General features: G+C 68.4%; 16 protein-coding genes. 15 read left to right on the top strand and 1 reads right to left on the bottom strand.

Annotation, left to right across the window (positions count from 1 at the left end):
- Positions 1 to 5 precede the first annotated feature (5 nt).
- The 6 genes from ACFWPH_RS24400 to ACFWPH_RS24375 all read left to right on the top strand — a co-directional run bounded on the left by ACFWPH_RS24400 (position 6) and on the right by ACFWPH_RS24375 (position 19,378).
- On the top strand, positions 6 to 13,871 hold the full coding sequence (locus ACFWPH_RS24400) for a hypothetical protein (RefSeq protein ID WP_378754434.1): 13,866 nt from the start codon (positions 6 to 8) through the stop codon (positions 13,869 to 13,871).
- A 133-nt stretch (positions 13,872 to 14,004) separates the two neighbouring features.
- Positions 14,005 to 14,496 (top strand): DUF6301 family protein, encoded by a 492-nt coding sequence (locus ACFWPH_RS24395; protein ID WP_378754433.1) that lies wholly within the window; start codon positions 14,005 to 14,007, stop codon positions 14,494 to 14,496.
- On the top strand, positions 14,493 to 14,933 hold the full coding sequence (locus tag ACFWPH_RS24390; protein ID WP_378754432.1) for a hypothetical protein: 441 nt from the start codon (positions 14,493 to 14,495) through the stop codon (positions 14,931 to 14,933). Before ACFWPH_RS24395 ends, ACFWPH_RS24390 begins: the two co-directional genes overlap by 4 nt.
- Before the next feature lie 10 nt (positions 14,934 to 14,943).
- On the top strand, positions 14,944 to 16,506 hold the full coding sequence (locus ACFWPH_RS24385; protein ID WP_378754431.1) for a hypothetical protein: 1,563 nt from the start codon (positions 14,944 to 14,946) through the stop codon (positions 16,504 to 16,506).
- 278 nt (positions 16,507 to 16,784) lie between these two features.
- On the top strand, positions 16,785 to 18,587 hold the full coding sequence (locus tag ACFWPH_RS24380; protein ID WP_378754430.1) for a hypothetical protein: 1,803 nt from the start codon (positions 16,785 to 16,787) through the stop codon (positions 18,585 to 18,587).
- Positions 18,584 to 19,378, top strand: coding sequence for an ESX secretion-associated protein EspG (locus ACFWPH_RS24375; protein ID WP_378754429.1), 795 nt, complete (start codon positions 18,584 to 18,586; stop codon positions 19,376 to 19,378). The genes ACFWPH_RS24380 and ACFWPH_RS24375 overlap by 4 nt, the downstream gene beginning before the upstream one ends.
- A 9-nt stretch (positions 19,379 to 19,387) precedes the next feature.
- Here the strand turns inward: ACFWPH_RS24375 and ACFWPH_RS24370 are convergent, their stop codons facing one another.
- Positions 19,388 to 19,735 carry a toxin-antitoxin system YwqK family antitoxin gene (locus ACFWPH_RS24370; protein WP_378754428.1) on the bottom strand — a complete coding sequence of 116 codons (348 nt, stop codon included), beginning with the start codon at positions 19,733 to 19,735 and terminating at the stop codon, positions 19,388 to 19,390.
- A 693-nt stretch (positions 19,736 to 20,428) separates the two neighbouring features.
- On the opposite strand from ACFWPH_RS24370, the gene ACFWPH_RS24365 reads away from it, so the two are divergent.
- From ACFWPH_RS24365 to ACFWPH_RS24325, 9 genes are all read left to right on the top strand, one after another.
- Positions 20,429 to 20,782 (top strand): hypothetical protein, encoded by a 354-nt coding sequence (locus ACFWPH_RS24365; RefSeq protein WP_378754427.1) that lies wholly within the window; start codon positions 20,429 to 20,431, stop codon positions 20,780 to 20,782.
- A 27-nt stretch (positions 20,783 to 20,809) separates the two neighbouring features.
- Complete coding sequence (locus ACFWPH_RS24360) at positions 20,810 to 21,109, top strand: YbaB/EbfC family nucleoid-associated protein (RefSeq protein ID WP_378754426.1); 300 nt, start codon at positions 20,810 to 20,812, stop codon at positions 21,107 to 21,109.
- A gap of 99 nt (positions 21,110 to 21,208) precedes the next feature.
- Positions 21,209 to 21,526, top strand: coding sequence for a type VII secretion target (locus tag ACFWPH_RS24355; protein ID WP_280414564.1), 318 nt, complete (start codon positions 21,209 to 21,211; stop codon positions 21,524 to 21,526).
- Positions 21,523 to 22,953 carry a hypothetical protein gene (locus ACFWPH_RS24350; RefSeq protein WP_378754425.1) on the top strand — a complete coding sequence of 477 codons (1,431 nt, stop codon included), beginning with the start codon at positions 21,523 to 21,525 and terminating at the stop codon, positions 22,951 to 22,953. Before ACFWPH_RS24355 ends, ACFWPH_RS24350 begins: the two co-directional genes overlap by 4 nt.
- Positions 22,954 to 22,988: 35 nt before the next feature.
- The gene (locus ACFWPH_RS24345) at positions 22,989 to 23,321 is read left to right on the top strand and encodes a PE domain-containing protein (RefSeq protein ID WP_280414562.1); all 333 of its coding nucleotides are present in this window, start codon (positions 22,989 to 22,991) and stop codon (positions 23,319 to 23,321) included.
- A 41-nt stretch (positions 23,322 to 23,362) separates the two neighbouring features.
- A complete protein-coding gene (locus tag ACFWPH_RS24340) occupies positions 23,363 to 24,361 on the top strand; it encodes a PPE domain-containing protein (RefSeq protein ID WP_378754424.1) in 999 nt (332 codons plus the stop codon).
- On the top strand, positions 24,358 to 25,149 hold the full coding sequence (locus ACFWPH_RS24335) for an ESX secretion-associated protein EspG (RefSeq protein ID WP_378754423.1): 792 nt from the start codon (positions 24,358 to 24,360) through the stop codon (positions 25,147 to 25,149). Before ACFWPH_RS24340 ends, ACFWPH_RS24335 begins: the two co-directional genes overlap by 4 nt.
- Before the next feature lie 76 nt (positions 25,150 to 25,225).
- Entirely contained in the window at positions 25,226 to 25,534 is a 309-nt protein-coding gene (locus ACFWPH_RS24330) for a WXG100 family type VII secretion target (protein WP_062977187.1), read from the top strand.
- Positions 25,535 to 25,586: 52 nt separating this feature from the next.
- Positions 25,587 to 25,886, top strand: a complete 300-nt coding sequence (locus tag ACFWPH_RS24325; protein WP_280463517.1) for a type VII secretion protein EsxR — start codon at positions 25,587 to 25,589, stop codon at positions 25,884 to 25,886.
- Positions 25,887 to 26,029 lie beyond the last annotated feature (143 nt).

Below are 26,029 nucleotides of genomic sequence, written 5' to 3'. Positions count from 1 at the left end.
TCGAGATGATCGACCTGCCGGGATGGGCGCAGAGTCTTTCCCTCATCGCCGGCGTGGAGTGGCCCACCGGAAACGAAGACGAAATGTGGGGGCTGGGCGAGGATTGGCGTACGGCTGCCGCCGCGCTCGAAGATATCGTCCCCGACATCATCGATGCGAAGAACGCGTCGATGGAGGCGTATCCGCAGGGTGACGGCGTCGAAGAAATGATCAAGGCTTTCGACAGCCTGATCTCGGGCGACGGGTCCGATAAGGATCAATCCCTGCCCAAATTGGCCGAATATTTTCAGAACATCGGTGATTCCGCCTACAACACCGGCACCGAGATCGAATACACCAAGCTGATGTACATTTCGTCGCTGGCCTTGCTGGCGGCGGAACTCGCGGCGGCAATGATCTGGCCGCCCACCGCGCCACTGGTGCAGGGGGCAGCGATTGCCTTGACCAGGGTGGCCGTCCGGATTCTCGGACAGCGGGTGGTTCAGGCCATCGCCCGGGCCCTGACCAAGCTGATCGCCAACCGGGTCGTGAACTTCCTGCTGCGGCATGTCGCGATCGACACGATCATAGGCACGATGCAGGAACTGGCCATCCAGCAGTACCAGGTGGATGCCGGGCACCGGGAGGAGATCAACTGGGATCAGGTGGCGGTCACCGCGGTGAGTTCGGCCGCGGGCGGTGCCGCTGCCGGGCCGTTCGCGGATATGCTCGGCCGCCGCCTGGACAACATGCTGGGGGGCGTGGACGCAGGCGGCGTCCCGCTGCCGCTGACCATGCCCCAGCAGTACCTCAAAGCGGGAATCACCGGGGCCGGCGCGGGCCTTGTCGGTGCCGTCGCGGGGCTGGGAGCCGCGATTCCCGCACAGATCGTGGCAAGTGCCACGGGGGAGAACGCGGTGAGCTGGGGGGAGGCCGCGAGTCAGGCCTACTCCTCGCTACCCGGTCAGTTCAGTCCGCTGATGTTCAGTGCCGGGGCCTCCAACGGGATGCTCACCGGACTGGGCAAATTCGGTGCGAACCATGCCTACAGTTCCCTCGGGATCGGCATGTTCAACCCGGATCATCAGTCGTTCATGTCTCAGTTCAACGACGTGGTCACCGGTCCGGGGCCGGGAATCGGTGGTCTCCCACCGGGCGCGGGGGTGCCCGGCGCCGGGGACGGAGCCGGGGGGAGTTCGGAAGCGGCGCGGACTTCCGGCGGAGCCGGGGCGTCGGATGGGCGATCGACGACAGCGGCTGCTGCCGGACCTCGCGGCGATTCTGCCCCGGTTGCCGATGGATCCTCGGCACCGGGACCCGAGGCGCACAACAGCGCAGGTGACCGAGCCTCTGCCGAGAGCAACGATTCCGGCGGGTCCGGGCCTGTCAGGACATCGGAAACCGGTGGAGACGGCGACGTTCCGGCCGCGGGTGACCGGACCGCGGAGACATCGCAGCCGGCCCGGCCGGCGGCCGAAACTCCCAGCGGGGCCCGAGAATCCACCGGTACCGAGATCGGCGGGGACGAATCCCGCGCGGGCCTGCCGGCGGAACAGCCGGAAAGCCGGCCGCAGCAGACCGAGGAACCCGGTATCGCCGCCGGACGGCAGGACGCCCCGGCGGACGACAGCCCGGTCGCGCCACGCGCCGAGGAGTTGCCGTCCGATTCGGGCGACCGCACTACGGAAACCACCGGCACCGGCGCGGATCCGGCCACCGTGACGCCGCTGGTGAACATGCCGGGTCCCGTGTCGAGCCCGACTACGCCGGGAGCGCCATTGGGCGCCGGTGTGCAGACCGGGGCCCAGGCCGGCGTGGGTACACCCGCCGCGGCGGGCGCCAGTACGGCAGCACAGGCTCCGCCGAATTCCTCCGCTGCCCCGGCCGAGACGAGGACCGCCGCTCCGACGACGGGGGAGCCCCGGACCCAGCCGGGGGGAACGGACGCTGCGACCCGTCCGCGGGCCGGTGCGGGTGAGCGTGCGGGGCTTTCGCCTCGTTCGGCCTATCCGGATACCGACGGTGGTCTCCGTGCGGGCCGGACGGAGACCGGACCGCCCGGATCCGAAGATGCTGATCCGCAACAGGTCTCGCCTCGAGACGAGGTTCGGGTCGGCTATCGCGACGGCCGGCTCGATCCCGAAAATATCGTGCCGGTGCCCGTGCCCACAGTCGATACGTCCGGTACGACCGCCGACCGGGGTACCGGACCCCGTGACACATCCCAGCCCGCGGAATCTCGTGGCCCGCGATCCGCGGGCGAGCAGCGTACGCCCGCCCGCGACGAGGGCAGTGCACCCGGCCGCGACGAAAGCAATCTGCGTGACGATCCGGTTCGGAGTCCGGACGAGTCCGGCGTATCGCCCGACCCGCGTAATCGCGGGGAATGCGCGCGTCTGACGCTCGAAGAGATCCAGAGCGAAACCGGCAGCGACCGGATCAGACCACCCCGGGACCCGGTCGGTCCCGGTGGTATGACCCGTTCCGAGTTGGAAGCGGCCGCCGGCGGGAGACTGTACGACTTCCCGGGCGTGGGCGAGGACCTGCCGCGACACCAGGGCGTGGCCGACGAACTGCTGCGGATGGCCGCGCAGATGAACCCCGCCGATATCGCCGAAGGGCGCGGTCCACGGGCTCTGGTCGTCGACGAATACGCAACTCCGGTGGATGAGCACGGAGTCGGCGCGCACGCCTATTCGCTCACGGTGCGGATGGACCCGGAGACCGGGGAATACCGGATCGAAGTGTCGGATCCGGCCGCGGGGCAGCGCAAGGGCTTTCCGCCGGATACTCCGGTCGACCTCCGATCGGTTTCGGCGATCCTGTTCGACGGCGCGGGCAATGCGATTCGCCCGGGCCCGGCCGATGTGCGTATCCGCCCTACCAACGAACGCTATCTGCACGCCGGCGACCAGGACTACGGAGACAGCCATCGTCCGCGCGAAACCCCGGACGAATTCGCGGCCCGGACGCGTGCCGAACGAGCGGATATTCATGCCCGATTGGAAACCAACCGGGCAGAGTATCTCCGCGGACGTGCCGACAGCCTCGACGCGACCGGCCGGACGGACGATGCGGCCGCCTACCGTGATCACGCCGACCAGGCCGAATCGAGCGCGGACCGGCACCGGGACGAGGCCGACGGTTACTGGGAGGCTGCCGGCGGGCGGCCGGCGGGGGATACCGGGCACCGTTACCCGTTCGCCGACTCGACGTTGCCTGCCGATGACTCCGGTCCCGGGATCGGGCGACGGTCGCCGGATGAGATGTTCCCCGGCGAAGACGGGGAGCTACACGCCGAGGGGGACCCGCCGGAGACGTTCCGGAGTGCGGACGGTCTGCTGCACAAGCCCGGTGACCCCGGGGGCACCTACCGTGACGAGTCCGACGGTTTGCTCCATGTACCGGGCGATCCGGAGGGCACCTACCGCGATGACGACCCGCCGCACAAAATGCACCGGCCGGGTGACCCGCCGGACACCTCCCGGGACCAGCGCAACGACCTGCACGGCCCGGACGGGTTATATGTCCAGCAGAGCACGACGAGCGGATACAAGTTCGAAGCGGACAAAGGACCGTGGACTCCCCACCGGATCGACGAGACGAACACCCCGGCCGAACGACGGCAAGCCTGGGAGGAGGCGCTGCAGGCCCGTGATGCGGTGATCCGCGATCGAAACACGGCACGAGAAGCCGTCCGGGACCATGCGGAAGAGTTCCTGAGGCTGGCACAGCAATACGGGATCGATATCCCTCAGCGATCCGATGGGAAACCGGGTAATCGATATCAATCCGCTGACGACGTCATCAATCTCTCGAAGAGCCGGCTCCAGACCGAGATCGACCGGATGCTCGCGGAAACCGAACGCCGCGCACCGGAGGAGCGGTCGGAGCGGGAGGATTTCCTCGACGAACTCCAGCAACTGTCGGCGGATTTCCACGATCTGACGCCGGATCTGGTCAAGGCCTCGAAGGATATGGGCGAAGCCGCGGCGATCGCGTACGCCGTCGATACCGTCGAACGGCCCGGTGCGATCCTGCTCGTCCCGTTCGAGGGCGCTTTCGACGGGAGAGACGTAGTCGATGTCGCGGCCCTGGTGCCGGGAACCAACGGGCGGCCGCCGAAACTGATCGTGGTCGAAGCCAAAGGTGGTTCGAGCTGGGAGCTCAAAGCAGCGGATGTGTACGACCCACAGACCCGTGCGATCGAACGGGCACAGCAGGGCTCTCCCGAATATCTGCGCAGAACCCTGAATCTCGATCAGAATCTGCAGCGACTTCTCACCGAAACGCCGGATGAGATGCGGGCTCGCGGTATCGATCCGAAAAGCCCTGCAGGCGAGGCACTCATCGATGCCCGCAAAGAGCTTCTCGCAGCACACCGCGATGGCACCCTCGAGATCGAATACCACCTGGTGCACGCCAATGACAAGGGTGCAATACGGGTCGCCGAGTTCGACCTGAATCCCACGCATCCACCCGGTCGGGCGCGAGTCGAGATGGACCGAATCGGCGGAATCGATCGGGATACCCGAATCGGTAGCAGGCCCGACGATCCGTCGGCCGAATCGGGGCCCGACCGGGACAGGACCGAGTCCGAACCCGAGACGCGGGCGGAGCCGCCGGGCGAAGGCGGCCCGGAGGCAGGCTCCGGTGCGCGGCGACCCGATTCCACGGCACCCCTCGACGATGCCCTGGCCGATGCCATCGCCCGCCGCGACGAACTATCCGGCCGGATAGCCGAAATCGCCCGCGGCCTGCGCGTCGAGGTGGACTCGGGCGCCTGGGAGCCGGACCGGATCGCGGCGACGATCCGCGACCTCGCGGGCCGCGACCTCGACGCCGCGGACAGCCGCCGGGTGGACGACCTCGCCGAACTCATGCCCCGGCTGGTTCGGGCCGAGGACCAGGCACGGCTGTTCGCCGACCGCGTCGAATACGACCGCTTGCTGAACGAGCGGCAGGCCCTCACCCGGGAACGGGAATTCCTGCGCGCGAAACTCACCGATCGCGCGCGCAACCTCGGCCTGGAGGAGCCCAGCACTTGGGCCGAGCAGGATCCGGATGCGCGCGAGGAAGCGATTCTCGGGCTCGAGGTCCAGACCCGCGTCGATACCGTCCATCACCCGGGTGGTCTGGACGAGGCCCCCCGCAGCGACCGCCACCCGGTCGGTGGTGGAGAGCAGGAATACCGGCGGACGCTGCTGGAGAAGCTGATCGCCGACAGTGAACGATTCGACGATCTCGCCGCCACACTTCGCGAGATCGACGAGCGCATCGCGGGTATGGAGCGGGCCCCGGAAGGGCTGGGCCGCCCGCAACCGGAGGATGTCGTCGCGGAGCTGGAGCGGCTGGCGCGGGATCGCGCCGCCGAATTGCACCGGATCAAGCCACGACGGTCCATGCGCGACGATCTGGCCGGGCGACTGGACGTGGGGGACCCGGAGCAGACGCTGACTCCGGACCGGCTGGACGATACTCTGGCCGCCGCGCAGGACCGGGCTGAACGGGCACACACCGAAGGCCGTCTCTCCGTGGACGATCTCGCGGCCACACTCCGCGATCTCGAGGGGTTGGCGGATGCCGCACGCGATGTGAATGCCGCACACAACCGCATCGGCCGGATACAGGACGATATGGCCCGCGTCGCGGGTGCGTGGCGGGCACTCGCCGAAGCCGAGGGTGGCCGGATGGTGACCGACCGGGTGGGCCTGGTCGAGGGTGACGCCCCCCGCGTCATCGTGTACGGCCCGCGTCCGGACCCAGCAGATCCACGGGGAGAGCACGACGCGGCATTGGCCGACGCGCTGCGCCGCGATCCGGCCGCAGCGCTTGCCATGGTGCGTCCCGAAACAACGGTCGAATACCGGCGAGTACTGGCCGGCCGTACCGGCGACCGGCGGGTGGAGGAAATGGATCCGCCGGAGGTGGAGCATTTGAGCACCGGCTGGGTTGCCGGCCGCCGGCTCGATATCACCACCTGGCGTGACAGCCACGGCACCGTGCACACCGTGGATCCGAGCCGCCCCAGCTGGCGAACCGGGCGCGACGACAACCCGCCTCCGGATGAGTTCACCCCCAAAGATCCGCCCGACGGAGTCAGCGGGTGGGCGATGACCGACGTCGTCAACGACATCACGCTCCCGGCCGATGAGGTCCCCGCGGGCAAGATTCCGGAAAGCACCCTGCCGGTCAACGCCCCGCAGGCGCCGCAACAGTACGACACCTCCGGCGTCGATCCGAAGGATATCTTCACCCAGCACTGGGGTGCCGATTCCTACAACATCGTGCGTTTGCTGCTGATGGCGGCGCTGGTGCCGAAACACCCGGCGGTCAAGAGCTGGATCCAGCGGCATCCCGAGATCGGCCGGTGGGTGCAGGAGCGCCCCTGGCTGCAGAAACTGCCGCCCTTCGGAACCGTTTTCCGCGACTACGAATGGTTCGCGCCACCGGAACGCGATGTCCAGCCGCTGCACCGCGGCTGGGAGGTGACCGACCACACGCCGCCGCCGGCCGGCGCCGAGATACCCGACGGATTGCGCCGCCGATGGGAGCGCGATATCGAGGCCTGGCGCGAAGTCCAGCAATGGGCCGATGGCGAATACGACCGTTTCCGCAGCGACGACAGCGATATCGACCGTATCGCCGAGGGGCTCGATCGGCATCGGCGGTCCGAGCAGCAAGCAGCGGCCCGGGAGGTCATCGACACGGTCCGCGAGCGGTTGGTCCGCGAACTCGGCGGAATCGATCCGAACGGTGACGTGCCCGCACAATTGGCGCGTATCGAAACCGCGATCGACCGGGTGGCCGGCGAGCTGGCGGACCGGTTCGTTTCCGCGGACTCCGGCGCGATCCGCGATACCGTCGAGCAGATCCGGGAAATGCTGCTGGGTGTGGTCGATCCCGCCGAGATCGTGCCGGGCGCCGATCCGGACGAGATCGTGCGCCCGGTCGACCCCGATGCCATCGTCGACCGCCTGGCCCCGCATATGCGAGTCGAGGTCCCCGAGTTCTCCCGGGACGACCTGCTCCGCATAAAGAACCATCTGATGCGCGACGAACACCGGGTCCGGGACTACACCGACCCCGCAGCGGGTTTCGTGATGCGGCCGATGGATCAGCTCGCCGATGTCGCGGAGGCATGGAACCGGCTGCAGGCGGGTGTGCCGGTACCGCAGGATTTCGTGCTGCTGCGCGATGCGTTGATCGAAGCCCAGTACCTGACCGACCATCCGCTGGCCACCTGGAAACAAGCCAACGCCCATGCGATCCGGCTCGGTTATCACTGGGACGCAGACCGTCCGCCGCTGACCGATTGGCGTGCCGGCCGGCCCTACGCCCCGGAACCGGTGCAACAGCAACCGCTGCTTCCACCGGAGCCGGGGCCGGCGCCGCCGCGTTCGCCGGACGGTCCGGACTCCACCCCGGGGCCGCCCCCCGCCGTGGGCTCGGCAGGTGACGGCACACCACCGGATCCGCCAGGACCCGCCGGACCGCCTTTGTCACCGGACCCGGAAGAGCCCGAAAGACCTCCCGGGACCGCAGGCGACGAATCCGCGCTGGGCAGCGAGCGGCCCGAGTCGCGTCCCGTCGGCGATCTGGACGATCCGGACGGCCCGGACGCGGCTTGGTTCGACCGGATGGAGCTGGAGCAAGCCGAATGGGCGGCCCGGATGGCGGCCGACCATGCCGACTGGTACCGGGAAATGGCGGCCGCACATCCGGGCGACAATCTGCTCCGGTTCCATGCCGAACAGGCGCAATGGCTGGCGAAGATGGAGCGGGAACGGGTCGATTGGCTGCGCCGCGTGCACGCGGATCGAGCCGCGTGGCGGGCGGAGTGGCGGGCCACGCAGCTACGCCGCCTGGCGGACGCCGATCCGGAGAATTGGGCCGCGGGTCAGCGGGCCGAGCTGGCGGAATGGTCCGCGCGGATGGCTGCGGAGCGTGCCGAATGGTTGCACCGGATGTTGGGTCCCGGGGACGGCGAGACCCCGCCGGACACACCACAACCGCCGGCGCCACCGGAAGACCCCGATGGGTCACCACACGGCCCCGGTACGCCGCCGCAACGTCCGCCCGCATCGTCCGGCGCCCAGGCGCCGCCCCGAACCGATGAAGCGCCCGCTCATGAGCCGGCCCCGGCACAGGGCGTCCAGAGCCCGCCGGAGGAGGGGGAGCAGTCAGGTAGCGGTGCGGGATCGGACGGGCCACCACCGGGCGGACCGCCCCGGCCCGCGGATCAACCCGGCGACAGCGGTCCTTTCACCGGCGATCCGCTGCGTGATCTCGCGGCATTCCTGCGTGCCGAGGCAGACCGGCCCGCTCAACTCGATGCGCGAACGCCCACAGGCGACGATGTCGAGCGGATGCGCCGCTTCGCTGCCGCGCTCGGGCTCGAAGCGGTGTTCGGTGAATTGCGAGATCCCGCTGCCGCGCTCGCCGAACTGGCCGAAATCGCCCGCGCGCGCGGCTTTCTCGATGATGTGGAAAACGCTCCACGGATGCGTTACCCCGCCGATTTCGCCGAGCTCACCGCGACCGAGCGGTACGGCGACGAGGAGTACTGGCACAACGAGGCCGACCCCGAAACCGCTCGAGAGATCCGCGAGGAACTTCGGCGTGCCGGGCTGCCGGTAGAAGAGCCTGCGCGCAACGCACTGCCCGCGGAAGAGGCGGTTCCCCTCATCGGGGCCGAGGCGAGGGACGGCGAGTCGATGCGACCCCCGTCCGAGGGGGCGCCGGAGTATCCCGCCGCCGGTGCACCGGAGCCGGCGCAGGCGATGCCGCGGGTGGAATCCGCTCAGGAGACGGTCGCGGTGCTCGCCCGTGCTTTCGGGCTGGACGCTGCCGCACTGACACCGGAGAACCTGGGCGCGACCATATCGGAGTTGCGCTATCGCGTTCTGCTGCGGGCGGCGGCGGTCGAGGCATTGGCCGCGGCGAATCAGCGGGTACTCGCCGAACCCGATCCCGGCGCGCGGTCCCAGCTCGAGTCGGCCCGCGCTGCCTGGGCCCGGCGACTCGGGATCGATCCGGCGGCACTGTCCCGGGATCCGGACACTGTGGCGGCCGAAGCGCGCGCTCGCACGCACCGGATGGCCGGCGATATCGCTGCGCTCGCGGATGCGGCTCACGCAGCCGGCCGGGCGGGCGAGGCAGTGACCGCGGCGGCACCCGGCGATACCCGCCGATATTCCGTCGAGATCGAGGGGGAACGTATCGGGGCGCGACTGGTCGCCGCCGAGGACGGATCCTGGCGTGTCGAGGAAGCCGAACAGTTGCCGGCGCCGGTACCGGGAGCGGAGCCCGGCCCCGCGCCGGGGCCGAGGTCACTGTTGCGGCGGGTCTGGGAGTGGTTGCGCGATACCGCCTTCCTGGGACAGACGCCGAAGTACCCGTCGGGTTCCGGTATCGACAGTGCCGGTCAATCGATGCTCAGCGATATGGCGGGTGTGCCGCTGCGGCAGGAAAAGGACCCCTCGCCTGCGCCGGGCGACGAGTACGAGGTTCTCGGTACCAAGTTCAACCCCGTACGGATCGTCAAAGAGGCCGTCGAGCTGTTCCGCAGGCGAGAGGTCCTTCCGTTACTGCGTCGGCTGACCTCACGGGTCGCCGACCGCAGTGGCGAATACGATCCGCCACCGACCGAGGACGGTGAGCAATACCGGTACTGGCTCGACGAGGCCGATCCGGATCTCGTGCGGGCCGAACTCGGTGTCGAACTCGATGATCTGCGGCGGCAGGCCGCGATCGAGGCAGGGGACGGCGGTGAGCGGGCGGTACCGATCGAGGCCGGTACAGACCGGCCGGAGCCCGACCGACAAGCCGATCGGCTCCCACGCAGTGCCGGGGAAATCGGCGAATGGATTGCCGAACTGTCCGATACGGTGGCTCAGCGGGACAGCCTGCTCGATGAGCTGCGGGCCGCTGCACAGGATCTGGGCGCCGAACTCGGAGCACCGACGGCGGACGCTGTGCGCCTGCTCCGTGACCACCTGGTATATCAGCAGGCCCGGCGGATCGGTGCGCTGACCGGCCTGGCCGAAGCGGCCCGGCGGTACAACGCGGAGCACGCCGATATCCCGTACAGCGACAGTGTGTCCTTCTTCGATACCGACCCGCTGGGCCGGTTCCTGCGCGAGGTCGTCGTCGCCCAGGGCGGTGATCCGCGGCTCCTCGACTGGCGTGGAGTCAACAACGGCGGTGAACCGAGCCGCGAGTGGGGCGATCTCTACGACTCCGATCAGCCGGGTCGCGACGACGGGCGCCGCAGCTTCCTGGAACGGGCGTTGCGCAGAGACCAGATCAGGGACGAGCGGGCCGTCTGGGCGCAGATCCTCGGGGATATCGACCTGGACAGGCTCGACGCCGACAATCTGGCCGCCACGTTGACCGCCGAGCTGGCCCGTATCCAGGCGGCCGCCGAGAAACTCACGGAATTCGCCGAACGCGCCGGCGAATTCCTGCGGGCCGACGCCGAAACAGCCGAGCTGACCGGACTGATCGGCGATATGGCCGCACAGGAGTGGGTCCTGGCGCAGGGCGGCGCAATGCTCGATGAACCGGCCGGTCTCGCTCTGGTACCCGGATCCGCTGCGGACGGGCCTATGCGGTTGGTGGTGTTCGACGCTCGGCTGGAACACGATCGGATACTTGCCGGCGCGTTGGCGCGCTATCCGGATCTCGCGTCTGCGGTGGGCGACGGCACGGTGGAAGTGGCGTACAAGATCATCGATATACGCCCCGGACAGTCCCTGCCCGAAGGTGGTGCCGGACCGGAGCGGATCACCGTCGTCGACGCGGGGACACCACGGGTCCGGCATTTCGCCGGTGTGGTCGAGGGCCGGCAACTGGAAGTCACCGTGATCGACGACGGCTCGGGCTGGCGGCTGATTCCGGACGAAACCGCCACAGCCGCAGGCATTCCGGACCGCGCGGCCCGCCCCGAACTTCCGGCCGATCCGGAGAATACTGCTGCGGCAGCAGAATCGGCGCGTCGTCTGGGCCTGTCGGCAGAGGAGCTGGCCGATCCGCAAAAGCTCGACACGAAACTCGATATCCTGCGCGCCGAAAACGAGATCCGCGCCGCGCGTATCGAATCGATCATCGACTACGCCCGGACCGCCTGGGATATCGACACCTACCACGATATCGAGCAGGCCCGCGAAAACCTGCTCCACCGGATCGCTCCGGAATCGACGGGACCGGTGACGGCACGGCAGGTTGCCGAAACCCTCGCCCATCCCGATACCCCGGCCGCCCGCCGTAGCCAGCAGATCGACGACCTCATCGGATACGCGAAAGAGCTCGCCGCGCTGGATCCGGCCGCGGTCGATACCGCGACAGCGCGGCTGCTGCGCCGCCTCGACGCACTCGTCGGGACAGTGCAGGTACACACGGTCGACCAGCTCGGCGAAACGATACGCAACTTGGCACCACGACAAGGTGACAACGAACGGCTGGCCGCGGCACTCACCGAATACCTCGGCGCATTGGGCGACATCGATATCTTCGACCGCCGCATCCACGGCGCGGACGCCGCCGACCCGCGGGTGGGAGTCAGCGAACTCCCGATACACGACAAAGCGGTGCGCCATCTGCTGGATCTCATCGCCGATATCGGCGCGCTGGCCGGTGCCCCGGAGAACCTCGGCGTACTCGACATGGGCACAGCCCTGCCGCCCTCTGCCGAACGTGGGGCCGACAGTGACTTCGCCCGCACCATCGGAGTCGAACTACCCATCGCCGACCTGAATCGCTGGGACGACGTTCTGGCCCGCCACCGCCGCGGCGAGATCGGTGACGACGATCCCGAACTGGCGGACGTCCGTGCGCAACTGAGCCGCTGGAACGAGGTCTACGAGAAATACCGTGACGGCAAACTGGATAAAGACGAACGACTGACTCCCGGCCGGCTCGCTCGCATCCAGGCGGAACTACGCGCCGAGGTCGTGCAACGGTCCGCCGATATCGCGGCGGTCGCGGAATTGATCGAGCGGGCCGGCCTGGAAGGGCGGGTCGAGGAACGTGCCGAGGCCGCAGCAGCCCGGGACGAGCGGACCGCGGCGGCACACGGACTGCCACTGCGTGACGCGGCGCCGACCAGCCACGAGGCGGTGGATCGAGAAGTCGAATATCTGCTGGATCGGACACTGCCGGTCGACGAGCAGCAGCGTTGGCACGAACGCGTCGAGCGGTTCGAACGTGCGGCGCGACGCGTGATCGATCTGTCCGCCGACCCTGCTCGCGGCGGCGAGGAGAACCCGCAAGCGGACTCGGAAACCCATGCGGAGCCGCCGCCGGACCTCGGCGAATCCGGGTCCGCAGGTGAGCCGGCCGCGCGGAGCGACCGCGGTGATACCCCACCGCCGGACAACGGCTCCGAACTGGAGCCGGGGGTCGACGGCCCGGTGCCACCGCTGCGGGGTTCGTCACTACGCTCGCACATTCCGCATCCGCCGCACGACTACGAAGCAGAAATGCCGCCTGCTTACCGGTACGAACGGAAACCGTGGCCTGTTCCGCCGATTGCGGCACCGCAGCCGCCTGCCCCGCCGGAGCCGCCTGCCCCGCCGCAGCCGCCGGTTCCGCCGGTCCCGCCGGAGCCGCCCGTGCCGCCGGTTCCGCCGGAGCCGCCCGTGCCGCCGCAGCCGCCGGAGCCGCCTGTGCCGCCGGTTCCGCCGGAGCCGCCTGTGCTGCCCGCGCCGCCGCAGCCGCCTGTGCCGCCGCAGCCGCCTGTGCCGCCGGTTCCGCCCGTGCCGCCGGTTCCGCCGGTTCCGCCGGAGCCGCCGGAGCCGCCTGTGCCGCCTGTGCCGCCGGTTCCGCCCGTGCCGCCTGTGCTGCCCGCGCCGCCGCAGCCGCCTGTGCCGCCGGTTCCGCCGGTTCCGCCGGTTCCGCCGGTTCCGCCGGTTCCGCCGGTTCCGCCGGAGCCGCCTGTGCCGCCTGTGCCGCCGGTTCCGCCCGTGCCGCCGGTTCCGCCGCAGCCGCCGGAGCCGCCTGTGCCGTCGGTTCCGCCAGGGTCACCTGTTCCTTCAGGGCCGCCGGTACCGCCTGTTTCACCGCAGTCTCCGGTGCCGGAGCAGCCTGGCCGGCCACAGCCCATGCCTCCGGTGCCGCAGCATCCTCCGCAACCTGAGGCGCCCTTGGCCGGGCGGCTCGATGCGCCCGGTACCCCGGCTCTTCCGCCCCCGGACACCCCACCTCACGGATATCCGGAGCCGCTATCGCCCTACCCCGCCGCGCCGCCCGGTGCCGCCGCGGATCCGCCGGCGAACAGGTTCCCGGGGCCGTCGTGGCCGCCGGACAGTCCCGGCGCCCCCGGGCCTGGATCGCATCGATCGCCGGTCCCAGAGGGCGCCGGTGGGAGCATGCTTCCACCACCAGTCTTCCCTCCACCGGTGCCGCCCGGCTCCGGGGCGCAGCAGCCGGGACGCCGGCAGGACCGTCTCGGTCCGAACGGAAGGGGACACGGCGGAAGCGGTCACCCCGGCGGGGCCGCCGACAGTGCAGCTTTGGTTGTGCGGCCGTTCTCCGGGCCGGGTGTACCGGCCGAATTCGATCCGGAAACCGGGGCTTTGCGTGCCGGCCACGGTCTAGCGGGTTACCGGAGCGGGGTGTACGGCGAGCTCGGTGGAGTGCCTGTCGTGTTCTACCGCGGACATGACGGGCGGCTGGGGCTGCGCGTCGGTGATCGCAGCCTTGTGCTCGACGGGTCGGCCCAGGTGGAGTGGGGGCAGGTTGCGTGGCGGACCATTCGTTTCGCGGTTACGGTCGGCGGCGAAACATCGACAGAGTTGACGTACCGCGCATTACCCCCCGAGATGGATCTCGGCGCGTATATCCGCGATGTGCTCATGGACGGCGAGCTTCGCGAAAGGGTGTTCACGTGATTCGCGGCCACCTCGATGGCCCTGGTGCCGAGCGTCGCCGCGCGCCGATTCGGCGGATCGAGGAAATTCACCGTGCCTGGCATCGGCATATGATCCGGTCGGGGCAGCCGACAACGAACCGCAGGGAGGTCTCATGACGGAGTGGCGTACCTTGACCAACCCCGAACTCGTCGAGCTGGTGCGGAAGCTGCGCGCGCTCGACTGGTCGTGGCGGCTGGCGGACGCGGAGCAGGTGGCGGCCCAGCTCGGGTGGCAGATCGAACGCATCAGGCCGGTCGCGGTCGTCCTCGATACCGGACTCGGCCCGGGCAGTGGCCGGATTCGCGGCCGGGACGGTGTGGCTACCGAGATCGAGGCCAGGGTGACGTCTTACACCACAGACGACGCGGCGGGCCGCGATCGCACCCGTACCGCCTTCGCCGAGATGACGGCGGCGTTGAGTGCAGAATTCGGAGCACCCACCACACGGGTGCCGGGCGTGAATCCGCGGGTGCGCTGGGCCGGCCCGGCAACGACAACCGTGTTACGCGATTCCGGGGTCTCGGTAGCGCTGCACTTGGTGACCAATGAGGTGCTCGCACGCGAAGACCTGATCGAAGAGCTGGAGCAACAGGGGCTGCCGTGAGCGAATGGCCGGAATTCGCCGCGGGATTGGCCGAGCAGCTGGCCGGTCTGCCTGGCGGCGCGATACTGACGATAGTCGAAGCCGAAGGTTCGAGGTATGCACAGTTCCGGCAGTTCGACGACCTGCTGTATGCCGAACTCGTCGGTGACGAATGGCTCGCCCCGGAGAAGCGCGCCGGTGATTCGGGTGCCCGGCTGCTGGCCGAGGCCGGATGGCAACGTCCCGACAGGTATCACACCGACAACTGGTGGATCGAGTACCCCTGGCCGTTGACACCGCAGCGGTACCGGGATCTGGTGTCCATTGTGTTGATCGGATTGCGTCGAGTTTTCGAGATCGCCGAGCCGGCCGACCTCGTCTACAACGCCTGGAATACCGAGGATGGGGATCGTGATCTGGTGTTGCCCGGACTCGGTCTCCGTCGGGTCTCGAAGTGAGGTGCGGGAAATGAGCAGATCAGACGAGGTGCGGCCGGAATCCGAGGGTTCATCGCGCCCCGCAGGATCATCCGGGGCGCCCGGCGATCGGCCGCTCCCGGGGCCGGGCACTGCGCCGGGAGCGGCCGATCCCGGCTCGACAGCCCCCGCAGACGAACCCGACCTGGGCTTCACGCTGGGTGCGTCCCCGAATGTCGCTGAGCAGGCCAGGGCCCTTATGCACCAGGTCGCCCGGAAACTGGCTGCCGACGGCCCGGCCGGCTGGCAGCGGCTGGACGCGGTGTTCGCGGCCACCGTGGTCGCGAGTACCGGAACCGCCCTCTATACCGATGAAAACCAGCAGCTCGTAGCGCGCACGACCCCGTCACCGGAGGTCATGACACTGGTCCGTGACCATCGGCGTATGTCGTCCGGATTCGGCGACGGACCCTGGTGGCGCCTGCTCTTCACACTCACCGGCGAAGGCCGCATCGAGGTCGACTACGACTTCGGTGCCGAACCGTTCCCGGACGACCAGCTCTTCGCTCCCGAGGCGTACCGCGCCGACCTCGAGGCGTACCCGCGCGAAAAGCTGCCGGTCTGGCTGGCTGCCCATATCCGGCACGCAGGTCGGCAGCTTCGCCCGCCGGAGGCGGCCGCCGGCGCGGCCGGTGAAGCGGGTATCGGCACAGCGGCAGATGGCAGTTTGCTTCCGCCGCTACCGGTGATGACGGCGCGCTGGGCGGTGCTTTCCGCGGCATTCGTCGCGGCTCGCTCGCAGTGGGGTCCGCGCTTGATGCCGGCGATGCGCTGGTTCGAAGGCGCAAAGCGCAGCGGTTGTTCGCTCTACACACTGCCCGGTGGCCGCGCGGTGCTTTCCGGCGGGCGGTGGGACGCGCCCGAACTGGACGCCGCCTACAACCGGGGCGAATCCCTGCCCGAACTGTATCGGGGCGCGCCCTTTTGGGTTGCCGACCCGGTACTCAACCACCGTGCGAACAGAGGCCTGCTGACCTTTTGCTACTGGTGGGACGACGGCCGATGGTATCGCGGCGATTCACCGGACCCCGGCGATTGCGCCGAGGCTCTTCCCGGCCTGTGGACCACCGATACCGTCGCCCGGATAGTGACCGGTCTGCTCGGCGAGCAACCCACCGAGCGGCAGCGCGCAGGGGTCGGCACCCTGATCGCCGCGGCGGAGGCAGGGGAGGTGACACGCGGCGCGCTGGTGGAAGTTTTCGGCACGGAGGGGCCTTTCGACCTCGAAAACGCGTACTACCAAATGTTGTTGGGTGGGGTGACAGCCCCCGAGCCGATGGCCGCCATCGATGCCGTCGACCGGGTCGCCCGGTACTTGACCGACAGTGGGGCCGATACCGCCGCGTACCGCGTGGACGATCTGCGTGCCGACCGGATATCCGCAGGATGGATGGTGTACGTACCGCTGGACCCGGGGGAGATCGCGATCGGGCGGGCGATCTTCTATGTGGCGGATGACGGAGTGCTGGAACGTTCGTCGTCCTCGGTCGCCCCGTCGCAGTATCTCCCGGATTTCGAACGGCGCTTCCGTGAACGGAATCATGCCCTCATGTAGGCGCAGGCCGGAAGAGCGGACCGGGCAGTGGGTTTGCGGCGCATCGAAATGTCGATGTCTGTTCAGAAACAGGTCGGGCGGGCGTAGCAGCCCGGCGGTACGCTCGGAAGAGGTCCGTGCTGCGTTCGGGGTGTCGAGTTGTGAGGAGGCGCGCATGGTGTGGAACACCGGAATTGCCGTAACGGCATATCGGGTCCACGACCGCGGGCCGCTTTTCCCGATGCCGGGCGCAAGAGGCCTACGTACTGTCGAGTTTCGAGTTCGCAGGAGCGCGTGCTATGGCACCTGAACCCGCCAACCCATGGTCGGGCCTGTCGTCCCAGGCCGAAAGTGGAGCGCTGGAACTCCAGTCCGGAGTGGTCGAGGACCTGGCCGGGAAGTGTAACGAGGTGCTCGGCCGGGTGCTGGCTGTGCGCGGCAAAGTGGAGCTCGTCGATTCGCTGGCGCCACCCAGCAATCTGGGATCGAGTGAGGCGCTGGCCGAGCGATTCAATCAGAAAGGCCGGGAACTACGCGAAATCCTCGACGATCACGAAACCATCCTCAACGATATGATGGATACGTTCATCGCCGCGGGAAAAGCCTATTCGGATACCGACGACGACTCCGCGCTCGATATCGACCGGGTGGATACACCGGGCTCGCTGAGTGATCGGCCGGGTCCGAGGCTGGAGGAAACCACCAATGTGCCCGGGTTTGTCTATCCGGGGCTGACGGAAGACGGCGGCGGTATGCCGGGAAGCCTGCGCGACCCGGCCGACGGTGTGGAGTTCGAATCCCCGCAGGTGCACGGTGAAGATCCGCATTCTCTCTCCTTCGAACGCTACGAGTCGATGCAGGAGTCGTTCGGAAACACCGGTGATTTCACCTTTGTGAAGATCGCGCAGGCCGCCGCCGATTGGCGATGGCTGGCTGGGCAGTTGAACGAGAAGTTCGACGATCTGGTCAACAAGATGATCTCGACGCAGAATTCGTGGCGTAGTCCCGGCGTCGAAGGCGGAGCCGAGGCGGCTCGGGGAGCCGTCACAGCCTATGGCGCGGACACCGACAAACTGGTCGCCAATATGAACTTGATCGGCGACAACCTGGAGTACACGTCACAGTGGCTGTCGGCGACCTGGTACGAAATGGGCCAATGGGATACTCCCAGCCTCGACGAGGGAGAGACCACGACCAGCGCGTCCTATGTGCAGAAGGAGAAGGAAGCGCGGCGCCAGGCGGCCATCAGGGCGATGGAGGAGGCATACCTCCCTGGACTGGAGCTCACCGACGCCAAGATCGCGATACTTCCCGATCCGGTTCCGCCCACCAAACCAGGTCAGAACGGTGGAAACAACGGGGGGAACAACAACGGCGGTAACGGCGGCGGTGGCACCGGCGGTGGCGGTGGTGGTGGCGGCGGACAGAATCAGCAACAGCAACAGCAGGCTGCGCTCGACCAGATCGGACAGCAACGTCAGGAGCTGCTGGCCGCACAGCGGGAGCTCGAAACCCAGGCCCAGCAACAGCAGGCCGCACTCCAGCAACAGCAGCAGGCGCTCCAGCAGCAGTCGAGCACTCAACCCCTGATGCAGGCGGCGCAGCAGGGGCTGCAGCAACTCGGGCAGATGGGTCAGCAATTGTCCACCGCGGCTCAGCAGGCCCTGCAACAGGCGGGTATCACCGGGCTTCCGGGGATGCCTGCATTACAGGACGCGGTGAAGAACTACCAGTCCGCTCTCCAGAAGGCAGGCAAGCTCCCCGCCGGCCTCGGCGGCGGAGCCGGTGGGAGTAGTCCTGCGGCGCCGGGGGGTATGAAGGCACCACCGGCACCTAATGTGGAGAAAGCGGCGAAGCTCTTCCCGCGGGCCTCTGTCGCGACAGGTGTGGCGAGCGGGCAGTTCACGGGCGTCGCAGCGGCGTCGACGGGACAGAGCGCGCCCATGGGCGGGATGCCGATGGGCGGTGGCGGTGCCGGCGGCGGCGCGCAGGGCGCACAGCAGAAGGATCACAAGCGTGCCGATTATCTGGATTCCACCGAATGGCTGGAGGAGGGACTCGGCGATCCGGCGATCGTTGCCAAACCGGTGGTCGAACAGTGAGTCGTACGTGGACGTTCACGGATATCGAATTCGTTGCGGCCTGGGAATCGACGAAAGAGGGGTACCTTCCCGAACCTTTCGTATTCACCAGCGAGCCCGGCCGCCATCATGATCACCGCCGCGCGCGGATCGAGGCGGCCGAGCGAGTCAGGTCGCGCTGCGGTCCGGAACTGGCGGAAATCCTGGCGACCATGGCGCAACCGGATATCCGAATCGTGGTACGCGGGTTCGATGGTCACGATCTGCAGAATCCCGAACGCTCCGTCAGGATTCTGGCCGCGCGCAAGGGCGATAACGCACATATGGTGATCCAGAAGCCGGGACGAACACTGTGGCACGCCGAAGGATTCACCATGTCCGAGCACGGTGTGATAGGTCTGGCCGATGCGGTGGTCGCCGCCCTACCCGAGGTCGGCGCGGGGCGGCACCCGGATTTCACATTTGCCGGCGGCGCCGGAGGGGAGCGAACGGATCGGCCTGGCACAGGCCCGACCGTGCTGTATCGTGGCGACGAACCGGCTGTGATGGGCGAATCGTTCGGTGCCGCACCGGCCGATCTGACCGGGACGATAACGGTTGCGCAAGGATTCTCTCGACTCGGTCCGCGTGGAATCCGGCGGCGCAGTCTCGGCTGGCGTGATATCACCGGCGACGGCCGCTACCTGATCGTCTCGGGAAATCCGGCGACCGTGCTGGCGGTGGACCGCAAACGTATGGTGGGTGTGCTCAACCGCCAGATCGCGGATGTCGTGCGGGCGATCAAGGACGAGCGGACCAGTCTGGGAAATTGACCTGTATCCTCACGGGCTCGGCGCCTGCAGTCCGAGGTGGGCCCAGTCTCGGACGGCCACGGATGCGCCGTGGTTGTCGTAGAGGATCGCGGTGGCCGGTCGGCCGTCCGGATGCCAGCGGCGCAGAACTCCGCACGGTCTGCCCCGATAGTTCTCACCTTCGGACTTCAACCGGCCGTCCGGCCACCATTCGCGGGTGCTGCCGTGGGGGAGGCCGTCGACGTAGAACTCCTGGGACAGCAGCTGTCCTGGTACGAGTTCCTCTACCACCTCACCGGTGAACGGTTCGCCGCCGTACTCGAGCCGTAGATCGTCGCCGATCGAGGTGGCGTCCGAGTTCAGGTCGATACGCCTCATTGCGGATCTTCCGTCCGTTCGTACACGTAGATCAGGTTATCGGGCCCGAGCGGCGAATCCGGCGATCCGTGGTCGGCGCGGCGGATATGTGTACATGCGCCGCTCTCGCGTCGACCTGGGTAATCGCGTTGCGGCGCGGAAAAGACTTCCGGCATGGCCGGATCGACAGGCACACTGTTAACAGAAGTGGCGCCGGTCGGGAAAACCCGGTCGAGCGATATGGGGTGACGCACCGCCGTGGGGAGCGCAGAAGGTCAGGAGGGTTCTGTGGGGATGCGATTTCCGTCCGTGAGGCAGCGCATATCGCCGAGTGGCCGCGATCGGGCTGTGCTGCGGTGCGGCATGCCGACGCGGGCCGTATCGGCCGGGTCGTTGTTCAGTTGTGGGGTCCGGGGGTGGGAGTCCCGGGATTGGACTGCGCCAGCGTATATCCGGGCGTGGCGGCCGGGTGTGAGACATATTCCCAGTGGTGGCAACCAGTTTCCGGAACGTCTCGTTATCCGAGTATGCACGGATATCCGCCACTTGCCATACTGGTTGGTAACCCCCGGTTCACCTGCGCGATCCATACTTCTCGTGACCGCGGTCCGGGAGCGGTTCACGCTCGGGCTCGGCAGCGACCGCGCCGGTGGACGAAGTTCCGGGGGCGCCGGGGCCTCGGCCCCGCGCCACCATCGAGACAGGAGGAGGACGATGAGCGCGGACAGTCCGGGGGGCCTCGAGTTCCCCACCGAGTTCACCGCCCATTCGCTCACCGGTTCGATCCGGATCCGGACCACTGAAACGGGTTTGCCCGTAGCGGTATCCGTCGAGCCCGGTGAACTCCGCCGCGACCCCGATGCACTGGCCGGCGAGCTGTTGCGGCTGTGCAAACAGTCCGCGGCCCGCGCCGGCCTCGAGCGCCGTAAACAGCTGCAGGAAGCGGGTTTCACCAGCGAAATGCTGAAGTTGGCGGGTCTGCCCACCGAGGAGCAGGTCGCCCGCCAGGAGTTGGTGCAGGAGCAGGACTACGAGACCGAACCGGAGAGCTGGCTTCGTTCTGTCTAGGTCCGGAAGGGATTTCGAGGGGATGTCATGGTCGAAACGATGGACGAACTCATCGCCCGGGTGCAGCAGCAGGTCTATCGGCTGACCGATCTGCAGGAAGCGATGGGCGCGATCGTGGTCGGCGAGACCTCACCGGACGGTTCGGTGACGGTGGAAGTGGACGGAAACGCGGCCCCCGTCGGGCTGCACTTCACCGCTGGGATCAACAAACTGAGCCCCGGCGAGTTCGAGAAAACGCTGGTCGAGACCGCGCGGGCGGCCGCCGCCCGGGCGATCGCCGAGAAGGCCGCCCTGATCGACACCTTCAATTCGGAAAGCACGAGGTAGTCACCGACTGTTAACCGGTCGGCGGTCCCGGCCGGAGGTGCCCGCTGGGTACCGTTGACGACGAAACATTGTGGGATGTTTCGGGATTGGACACAAGACATGAACAACGTGCATGTTGTACCGGATGCGGTTCGCCTATACGGCAGCGAATCCGCGGCCATGGCCGCCGGAATCGCCACCACCGCCGGCGTCGATCAGGCGGCGACGGTCGGGTTCGCGGTACCGGCGTTCGGGCTCATCGGCCAGGAATTCCTGATCGCATTTGCCTACGCGCAGGCCAACCATCTGTCCTCGGTCGCCGAACTCGCCGCGGTGCACGCCGGTACGGCGCTCACCGCCCATCAGGCCGCTGCGAACTACGAACTCACCGACGCGGGTAATGCGGCGAATATCGGCGCGGTGAATCCCGGATCATGAGCAATCCAGGAGCGGCCCCGCTCCCGGGCGCCCAGCCGCCGGCCGGCGCGGATCCCCTGGACCCGACCATCCTGGAGCTGCTTCGGGGCAGCGCGCTGGGGCCCATGCTCGACATGCCGGTGAACGACATCCTCGACAGCATGGGTCTGCCGAATCTGCCGGAGCTGCCGGCGTTCGGTCACCTGCCCGGGCTACCGGAGCTGCCGCCGTTGCCGATGCTCGATCTGAGCGCGCTCATGCGACCGCTCACCGATCTGGCGGCGGCCTTCGGTTCCGGGCAGTTGGGCGCGCCGGCACCGGCTCCTGCGCAGGCATCCGCCGCGGGCGATCCGGCCGCCGCACCGGCCCCGCCGCCGGGTGTGGATCCGACGCAGCTGCTGTCGCAGGTGTCGACAGTGATGCAGACGGTGATGCAGGTCGGTACCTCCGCGTTGCAGACCGCGATGAGCCTGTGGCAGGGGATGGGGGCCATGGAGGCCGCGGAGAAGGCGGGTCAGGCGCAGACCGATGCCGCGAAGCTCGAGGCTCAGAGCACCGGGGAGAAACTGCATCTCGCCAAGGGGGCGACCAGTGTCGCGATCGGTCGTGGGGAAATGGCCGTGGTGATCGGTGCGTTCTCCGCGAAACTGGCGCTCGCGCCGCTCTACGCGACGTCCGGTGGCGGTGCGGCCTACCTGGTGGCGTCGGCGATCGAGGCGGCGACCGAAGCGCTGGCCATCACCGTCAAAACCAAGACCGAGCTCGGCGTCGAAGGTGCCGCACTGACGCAGACCGGCGAGAAGGTGAAGATCACCAACGCGCCGACCGGGGTCGATCCGAGCCAGCAGATGAGCCAGCTCATGCAGATGATCGGTATGGTCACGCCGCTGATCAGCTCCGCGAGCCAGGCCGCGCAGGCGCTCGGCAAATTGGCGCCCGCGAATACCGCGCTGTCCGCACCGAAACCACTGGGCGGTGAGCCCGGCAACGGCGAGCCCGGTGCACCGGATACCGATAAGCCCGGTAGCCCGGGTGCCCTGGGGGCCGGTGGGGGTCTCGGTGCCGGTGGTGCGGTGGGCGCCGCACCCGCTCCACTCGGTGCGTTCCCCGGTTCCAAGGTGGCGGCGCCCGGCCCGCTGGGTCCTGTCGGAGCGCTCGGTGCCACGTCGCCGGGGTCGGTCGCGGGTATGTCGTCCGCGGCAGCTCCCGCGGGAACGAGTTCGTCCGGCGGCAACAGCCCCGGCTACATGCCGATGGGCGGTGCGGGTATGGGCGCCGCGGGGATGGCGCGCGACGGCGAATCGGTTACCGACGGTTCGGCGCGCGGCGCGGTCTCGGCCGAACACGGTGACGAAGTGGTCGGGCCGATCGAAGGTATCGCGGTGCCGGTGGTCGGTGCCGCGGAATCGACCTCGGAACCCCCGCCGGACAAGGAACTCACGCTCTGACGCGAGCCGGCAACCAGGACACATAGGAGGGTCTCATGGAGAACGAGATGGGTGAGGTGTACGACGGCGTCCGATTCGACCCGGCCGCGGCCGGGAAGGCGTCGTCGGGCCTGGATGCGCTGGCCGATCGGCTCGCCGCCGATCTGGCGGCCGTCCAGGACGCGCTGACCGTGGTTCCGGCGGGTTCGGACGAGGTGTCGGGCCGGGCGTCGCAGACCCACAACGATGTGGCGGCGTCCTATCTGACCAGTGCCCAGGCCGGTGTGCAGGAAATGCGCAAACTGGCGGCCACGTTGCGGCTCAGCACGACCCGGTTCGACGGTATGGAAACCGATAACGCCGCCGACCTCGGCGGGCCCAAGGCCTGACGGCTCCCACAGTGCCGATGAGCGAAGGATATTTCCCAGCGATGATCGAACCACCACGCCCCGGCTTCACCGGTGTGGTGTGGCCCGCGCGTCCGGCCGACCGGCTGGCCCGCGAGCTCACCACCGGTGCGGGCTCGGTGCCGATGGCCGAGGCCGTGCAGGCCTGGACACGTCTGGCCGCGTCCTTGGGTGCGGCGGTGGTGGAGTACGAGAAGGCCGTCGTCGAAATTCGTGGCGCATGGGGATCCGGTCGCAGTAGCGAAGTATTGCAGCGTATTTCCACACTGCGGGATTGGCTGGTGGAAGCGGCGGGCGCCGCCGCGGCCAACGCGGCGCGGTTCCAGGCGCAGGTAGCCGCCTACGAAGTGGCGCGGCTGGCGATGCCGCATACCGCCGATATCGAACAGATCCAGCAGGTCCAGCGCATGCTGGAATCGGTCGGCGGAATGGCCGGTGCGCCGATCAAAGCCGTGGCCGCCGAGACGGACAAGGATTCCGACGTCGCGAAGGCCGTGGCCTCCCGGGTCATGGAGAACTACGAGAAGGCCACCGAACCCCTCGCGCTGCCCTGGCAGCAGACCACACCGCCGGTGGTGGCACCGGAGACCGCACTGGCCGCCGAGCATGCCGCGGCCGCGGCGACCCCCGCACCCGCCCCGGCCCCAGGGGGCCGGGGTGGTATGCCGCTGGGATCGATAGGCATCGGATCCGTCCCGATCCCGGCCGCCGTACCGCGGGTGCCCACCGCCTACAGCGCGCCGCTCTATGCGCAATCGGCGACCACGCCGGAAACGACCCCGCAAACGACCCCGGTCACCAGTGCCGGAGCCTCGTCCCAGGCGGCCCCGCTGGCACCTGGCGCGACCGCCGGTGCCGGCGGATCGGCTCAGGACACATCCCGCTTCCCACGCGCCGGACTCCCCGGTGACGAGAGTGATCACCTCGGTGCCGAAAACGAACTGCGGGCCGCGCCCGCGGTACTCGGCGGTGTCGAACCGGCGGCTCCCGCGCCGGGAACCCGGGCCGGAGGTACGTCGTGACGACCCTGACCAACGATGCCCTGCTCGCGGTCGCCGAGCGCCTGGGTGTGCAGACCCTGCCCCTGGTACTCGCTGTCGGACCGCAGCAGGACTCCTACGAAGAGTGGCAGGCGGCCCGCGAGCGCGCCGTTGTCGAGCTCACCGCGGCGGGCGTCTTCGATACCGAAGGCGATGTCGACCCCGAGACCGGGCAGGCATTGTTCGTGCTGGCGCAACCGGATCGCGAGCTGGTGGCCCGCGGCTTCGCCGAGGACCGCACCCTGCGACTGTGCCTGGCCCGCCGCGGCGAACAGCATGCCCTGGCGGTACGCGACGGGAACAGTTTCGAGATCGCGACGATCTGGTGCGACGGTTCGGCGGAGGCGCTGGCCCGCCCACTGCTGACCGCGCTGGGCCCGGCCGAGGCGGCCGAGGTCGCGGGTTTCAGTGCACCGGCCGACGAACTGGCCGGCCGGCTCGATACCGCCGAAACCACCGGTGATTTCGCCGATGCCATCTATGCCCTGGGGGTGGGGGACCGCGATGCCACGGTGCTCGCCGCGGCGTTCGCCTCCTGCCGGGGTTTCACCGAAATCGTGGCCTACAGCCATGAGGACGGACTCAGCACGCGCGCACCGGGCGCGGTCGCGGTCTACGACACCGATCGCGGCCGGCTCGCGGCCGCGCCCACGGTCTCGCCGGATCGACAGATCTGGTCGACGGTCACAACGGGTAGCGACCATCGGGTGACGCAGGCAATCGCCACGTTGCTCGAGGGCCTGCCCGGGGGGAGGTGGCTGACACCGTAATTCCCCAGGTGACAACCCACCGGCGCGAGATCCCGCGATCTCGGCGGAAATTCAACCTCAGGAAAGGAACACCGTAATGTCAACTCAGGGTGTTGATCTCGACCTCGAGCTGGTCAAGAAGGCGACCGGCGAAATGTACCAGGCGATCGAAAATCTGCGGCTGTCGGTGAAAGCCGTCGATTCGGCCAGCGATGCGGCCCGTGCGGGTTGGAAGGGTGATGCGAACGCCTCGTTCGTCACCACCTCGCAGGCGTGGAGCGACGAGTCCGACCGCCTGAATCAGAAGCTGGACGAGCTGACCCAGGCCACCGAGGATGCCACCCAGACGATCCTGGGCATGGACGAGGATGCCTTCATCCCCGGCGGCGGCTACACCAGCCTGTAGATCCTGCCTCGCGGCACTCACCTATCTGCTCGACTGAGAAGGAATTGGGAACATGAGCGATATTTTGTACGACCGCCCCACTATGGAGGCGCTGTTCGACTCGCTGAAGACTGAGGGCAGCAAGATCCAGGGCGAGATCGAGGCCCTGAGCACCGCCAAGGACAACTTCCTGCAGGCCATGGCCAGCCAGGGCGCCCAGGAGGGTTTCACCGCCGCCCACGCGTCGGTGAACACCGAACTCGAGGACACCCTGCACAAGCTGGACCAGCTCGCCATCGCGGTCGAGAACGCGCTGCAGCGCGCGCTGGAGACCGATAAGAAGATCGGCGACGGGTTCGCCGCCTTCGGCTGACCGGAACAGCCTTTTCGGCGTACGGACGGCACCGGCCGGTTGGATCGGATGAGGATCCAACCGGCCGCTTCCGTACCGACGTGTGGGTCAACGCGCGGCGAACGAGCCCCCGAGGTAAGTTACTTCCCCCCCTGGCGTTACCA

It is taken from the genome of Nocardia sp. NPDC058499 (assembly GCF_042719915.1).
Taxonomy (GTDB): domain Bacteria; phylum Actinomycetota; class Actinomycetes; order Mycobacteriales; family Mycobacteriaceae; genus Nocardia.
This window is presented reverse-complemented; position numbering and strand designations above follow the sequence as displayed.

Excerpts from the sequence above, each read along its gene's own strand:
- ACFWPH_RS24400 (WP_378754434.1), top strand. The coding sequence starts at position 6 with ATGATCGACCTGCCGGGATGGGCGCAGAGTCTTTCCCTCATCGCCGGC.
- ACFWPH_RS24395 (WP_378754433.1), top strand. The coding sequence starts at position 14,005 with ATGACGGAGTGGCGTACCTTGACCAACCCCGAACTCGTCGAGCTGGTG.
- ACFWPH_RS24385 (WP_378754431.1), top strand. The coding sequence starts at position 14,944 with ATGAGCAGATCAGACGAGGTGCGGCCGGAATCCGAGGGTTCATCGCGC.
- ACFWPH_RS24380 (WP_378754430.1), top strand. The coding sequence starts at position 16,785 with ATGGCACCTGAACCCGCCAACCCATGGTCGGGCCTGTCGTCCCAGGCC.
- ACFWPH_RS24370 (WP_378754428.1), bottom strand. The coding sequence starts at position 19,735 with ATGAGGCGTATCGACCTGAACTCGGACGCCACCTCGATCGGCGACGAT.
- ACFWPH_RS24365 (WP_378754427.1), top strand. The coding sequence starts at position 20,429 with ATGAGCGCGGACAGTCCGGGGGGCCTCGAGTTCCCCACCGAGTTCACC.
- ACFWPH_RS24360 (WP_378754426.1), top strand. The coding sequence starts at position 20,810 with ATGGTCGAAACGATGGACGAACTCATCGCCCGGGTGCAGCAGCAGGTC.
- ACFWPH_RS24355 (WP_280414564.1), top strand. The coding sequence starts at position 21,209 with ATGAACAACGTGCATGTTGTACCGGATGCGGTTCGCCTATACGGCAGC.
- ACFWPH_RS24350 (WP_378754425.1), top strand. The coding sequence starts at position 21,523 with ATGAGCAATCCAGGAGCGGCCCCGCTCCCGGGCGCCCAGCCGCCGGCC.
- ACFWPH_RS24345 (WP_280414562.1), top strand. The coding sequence starts at position 22,989 with ATGGAGAACGAGATGGGTGAGGTGTACGACGGCGTCCGATTCGACCCG.
- ACFWPH_RS24340 (WP_378754424.1), top strand. The coding sequence starts at position 23,363 with ATGATCGAACCACCACGCCCCGGCTTCACCGGTGTGGTGTGGCCCGCG.
- ACFWPH_RS24330 (WP_062977187.1), top strand. The coding sequence starts at position 25,226 with ATGTCAACTCAGGGTGTTGATCTCGACCTCGAGCTGGTCAAGAAGGCG.
- ACFWPH_RS24325 (WP_280463517.1), top strand. The coding sequence starts at position 25,587 with ATGAGCGATATTTTGTACGACCGCCCCACTATGGAGGCGCTGTTCGAC.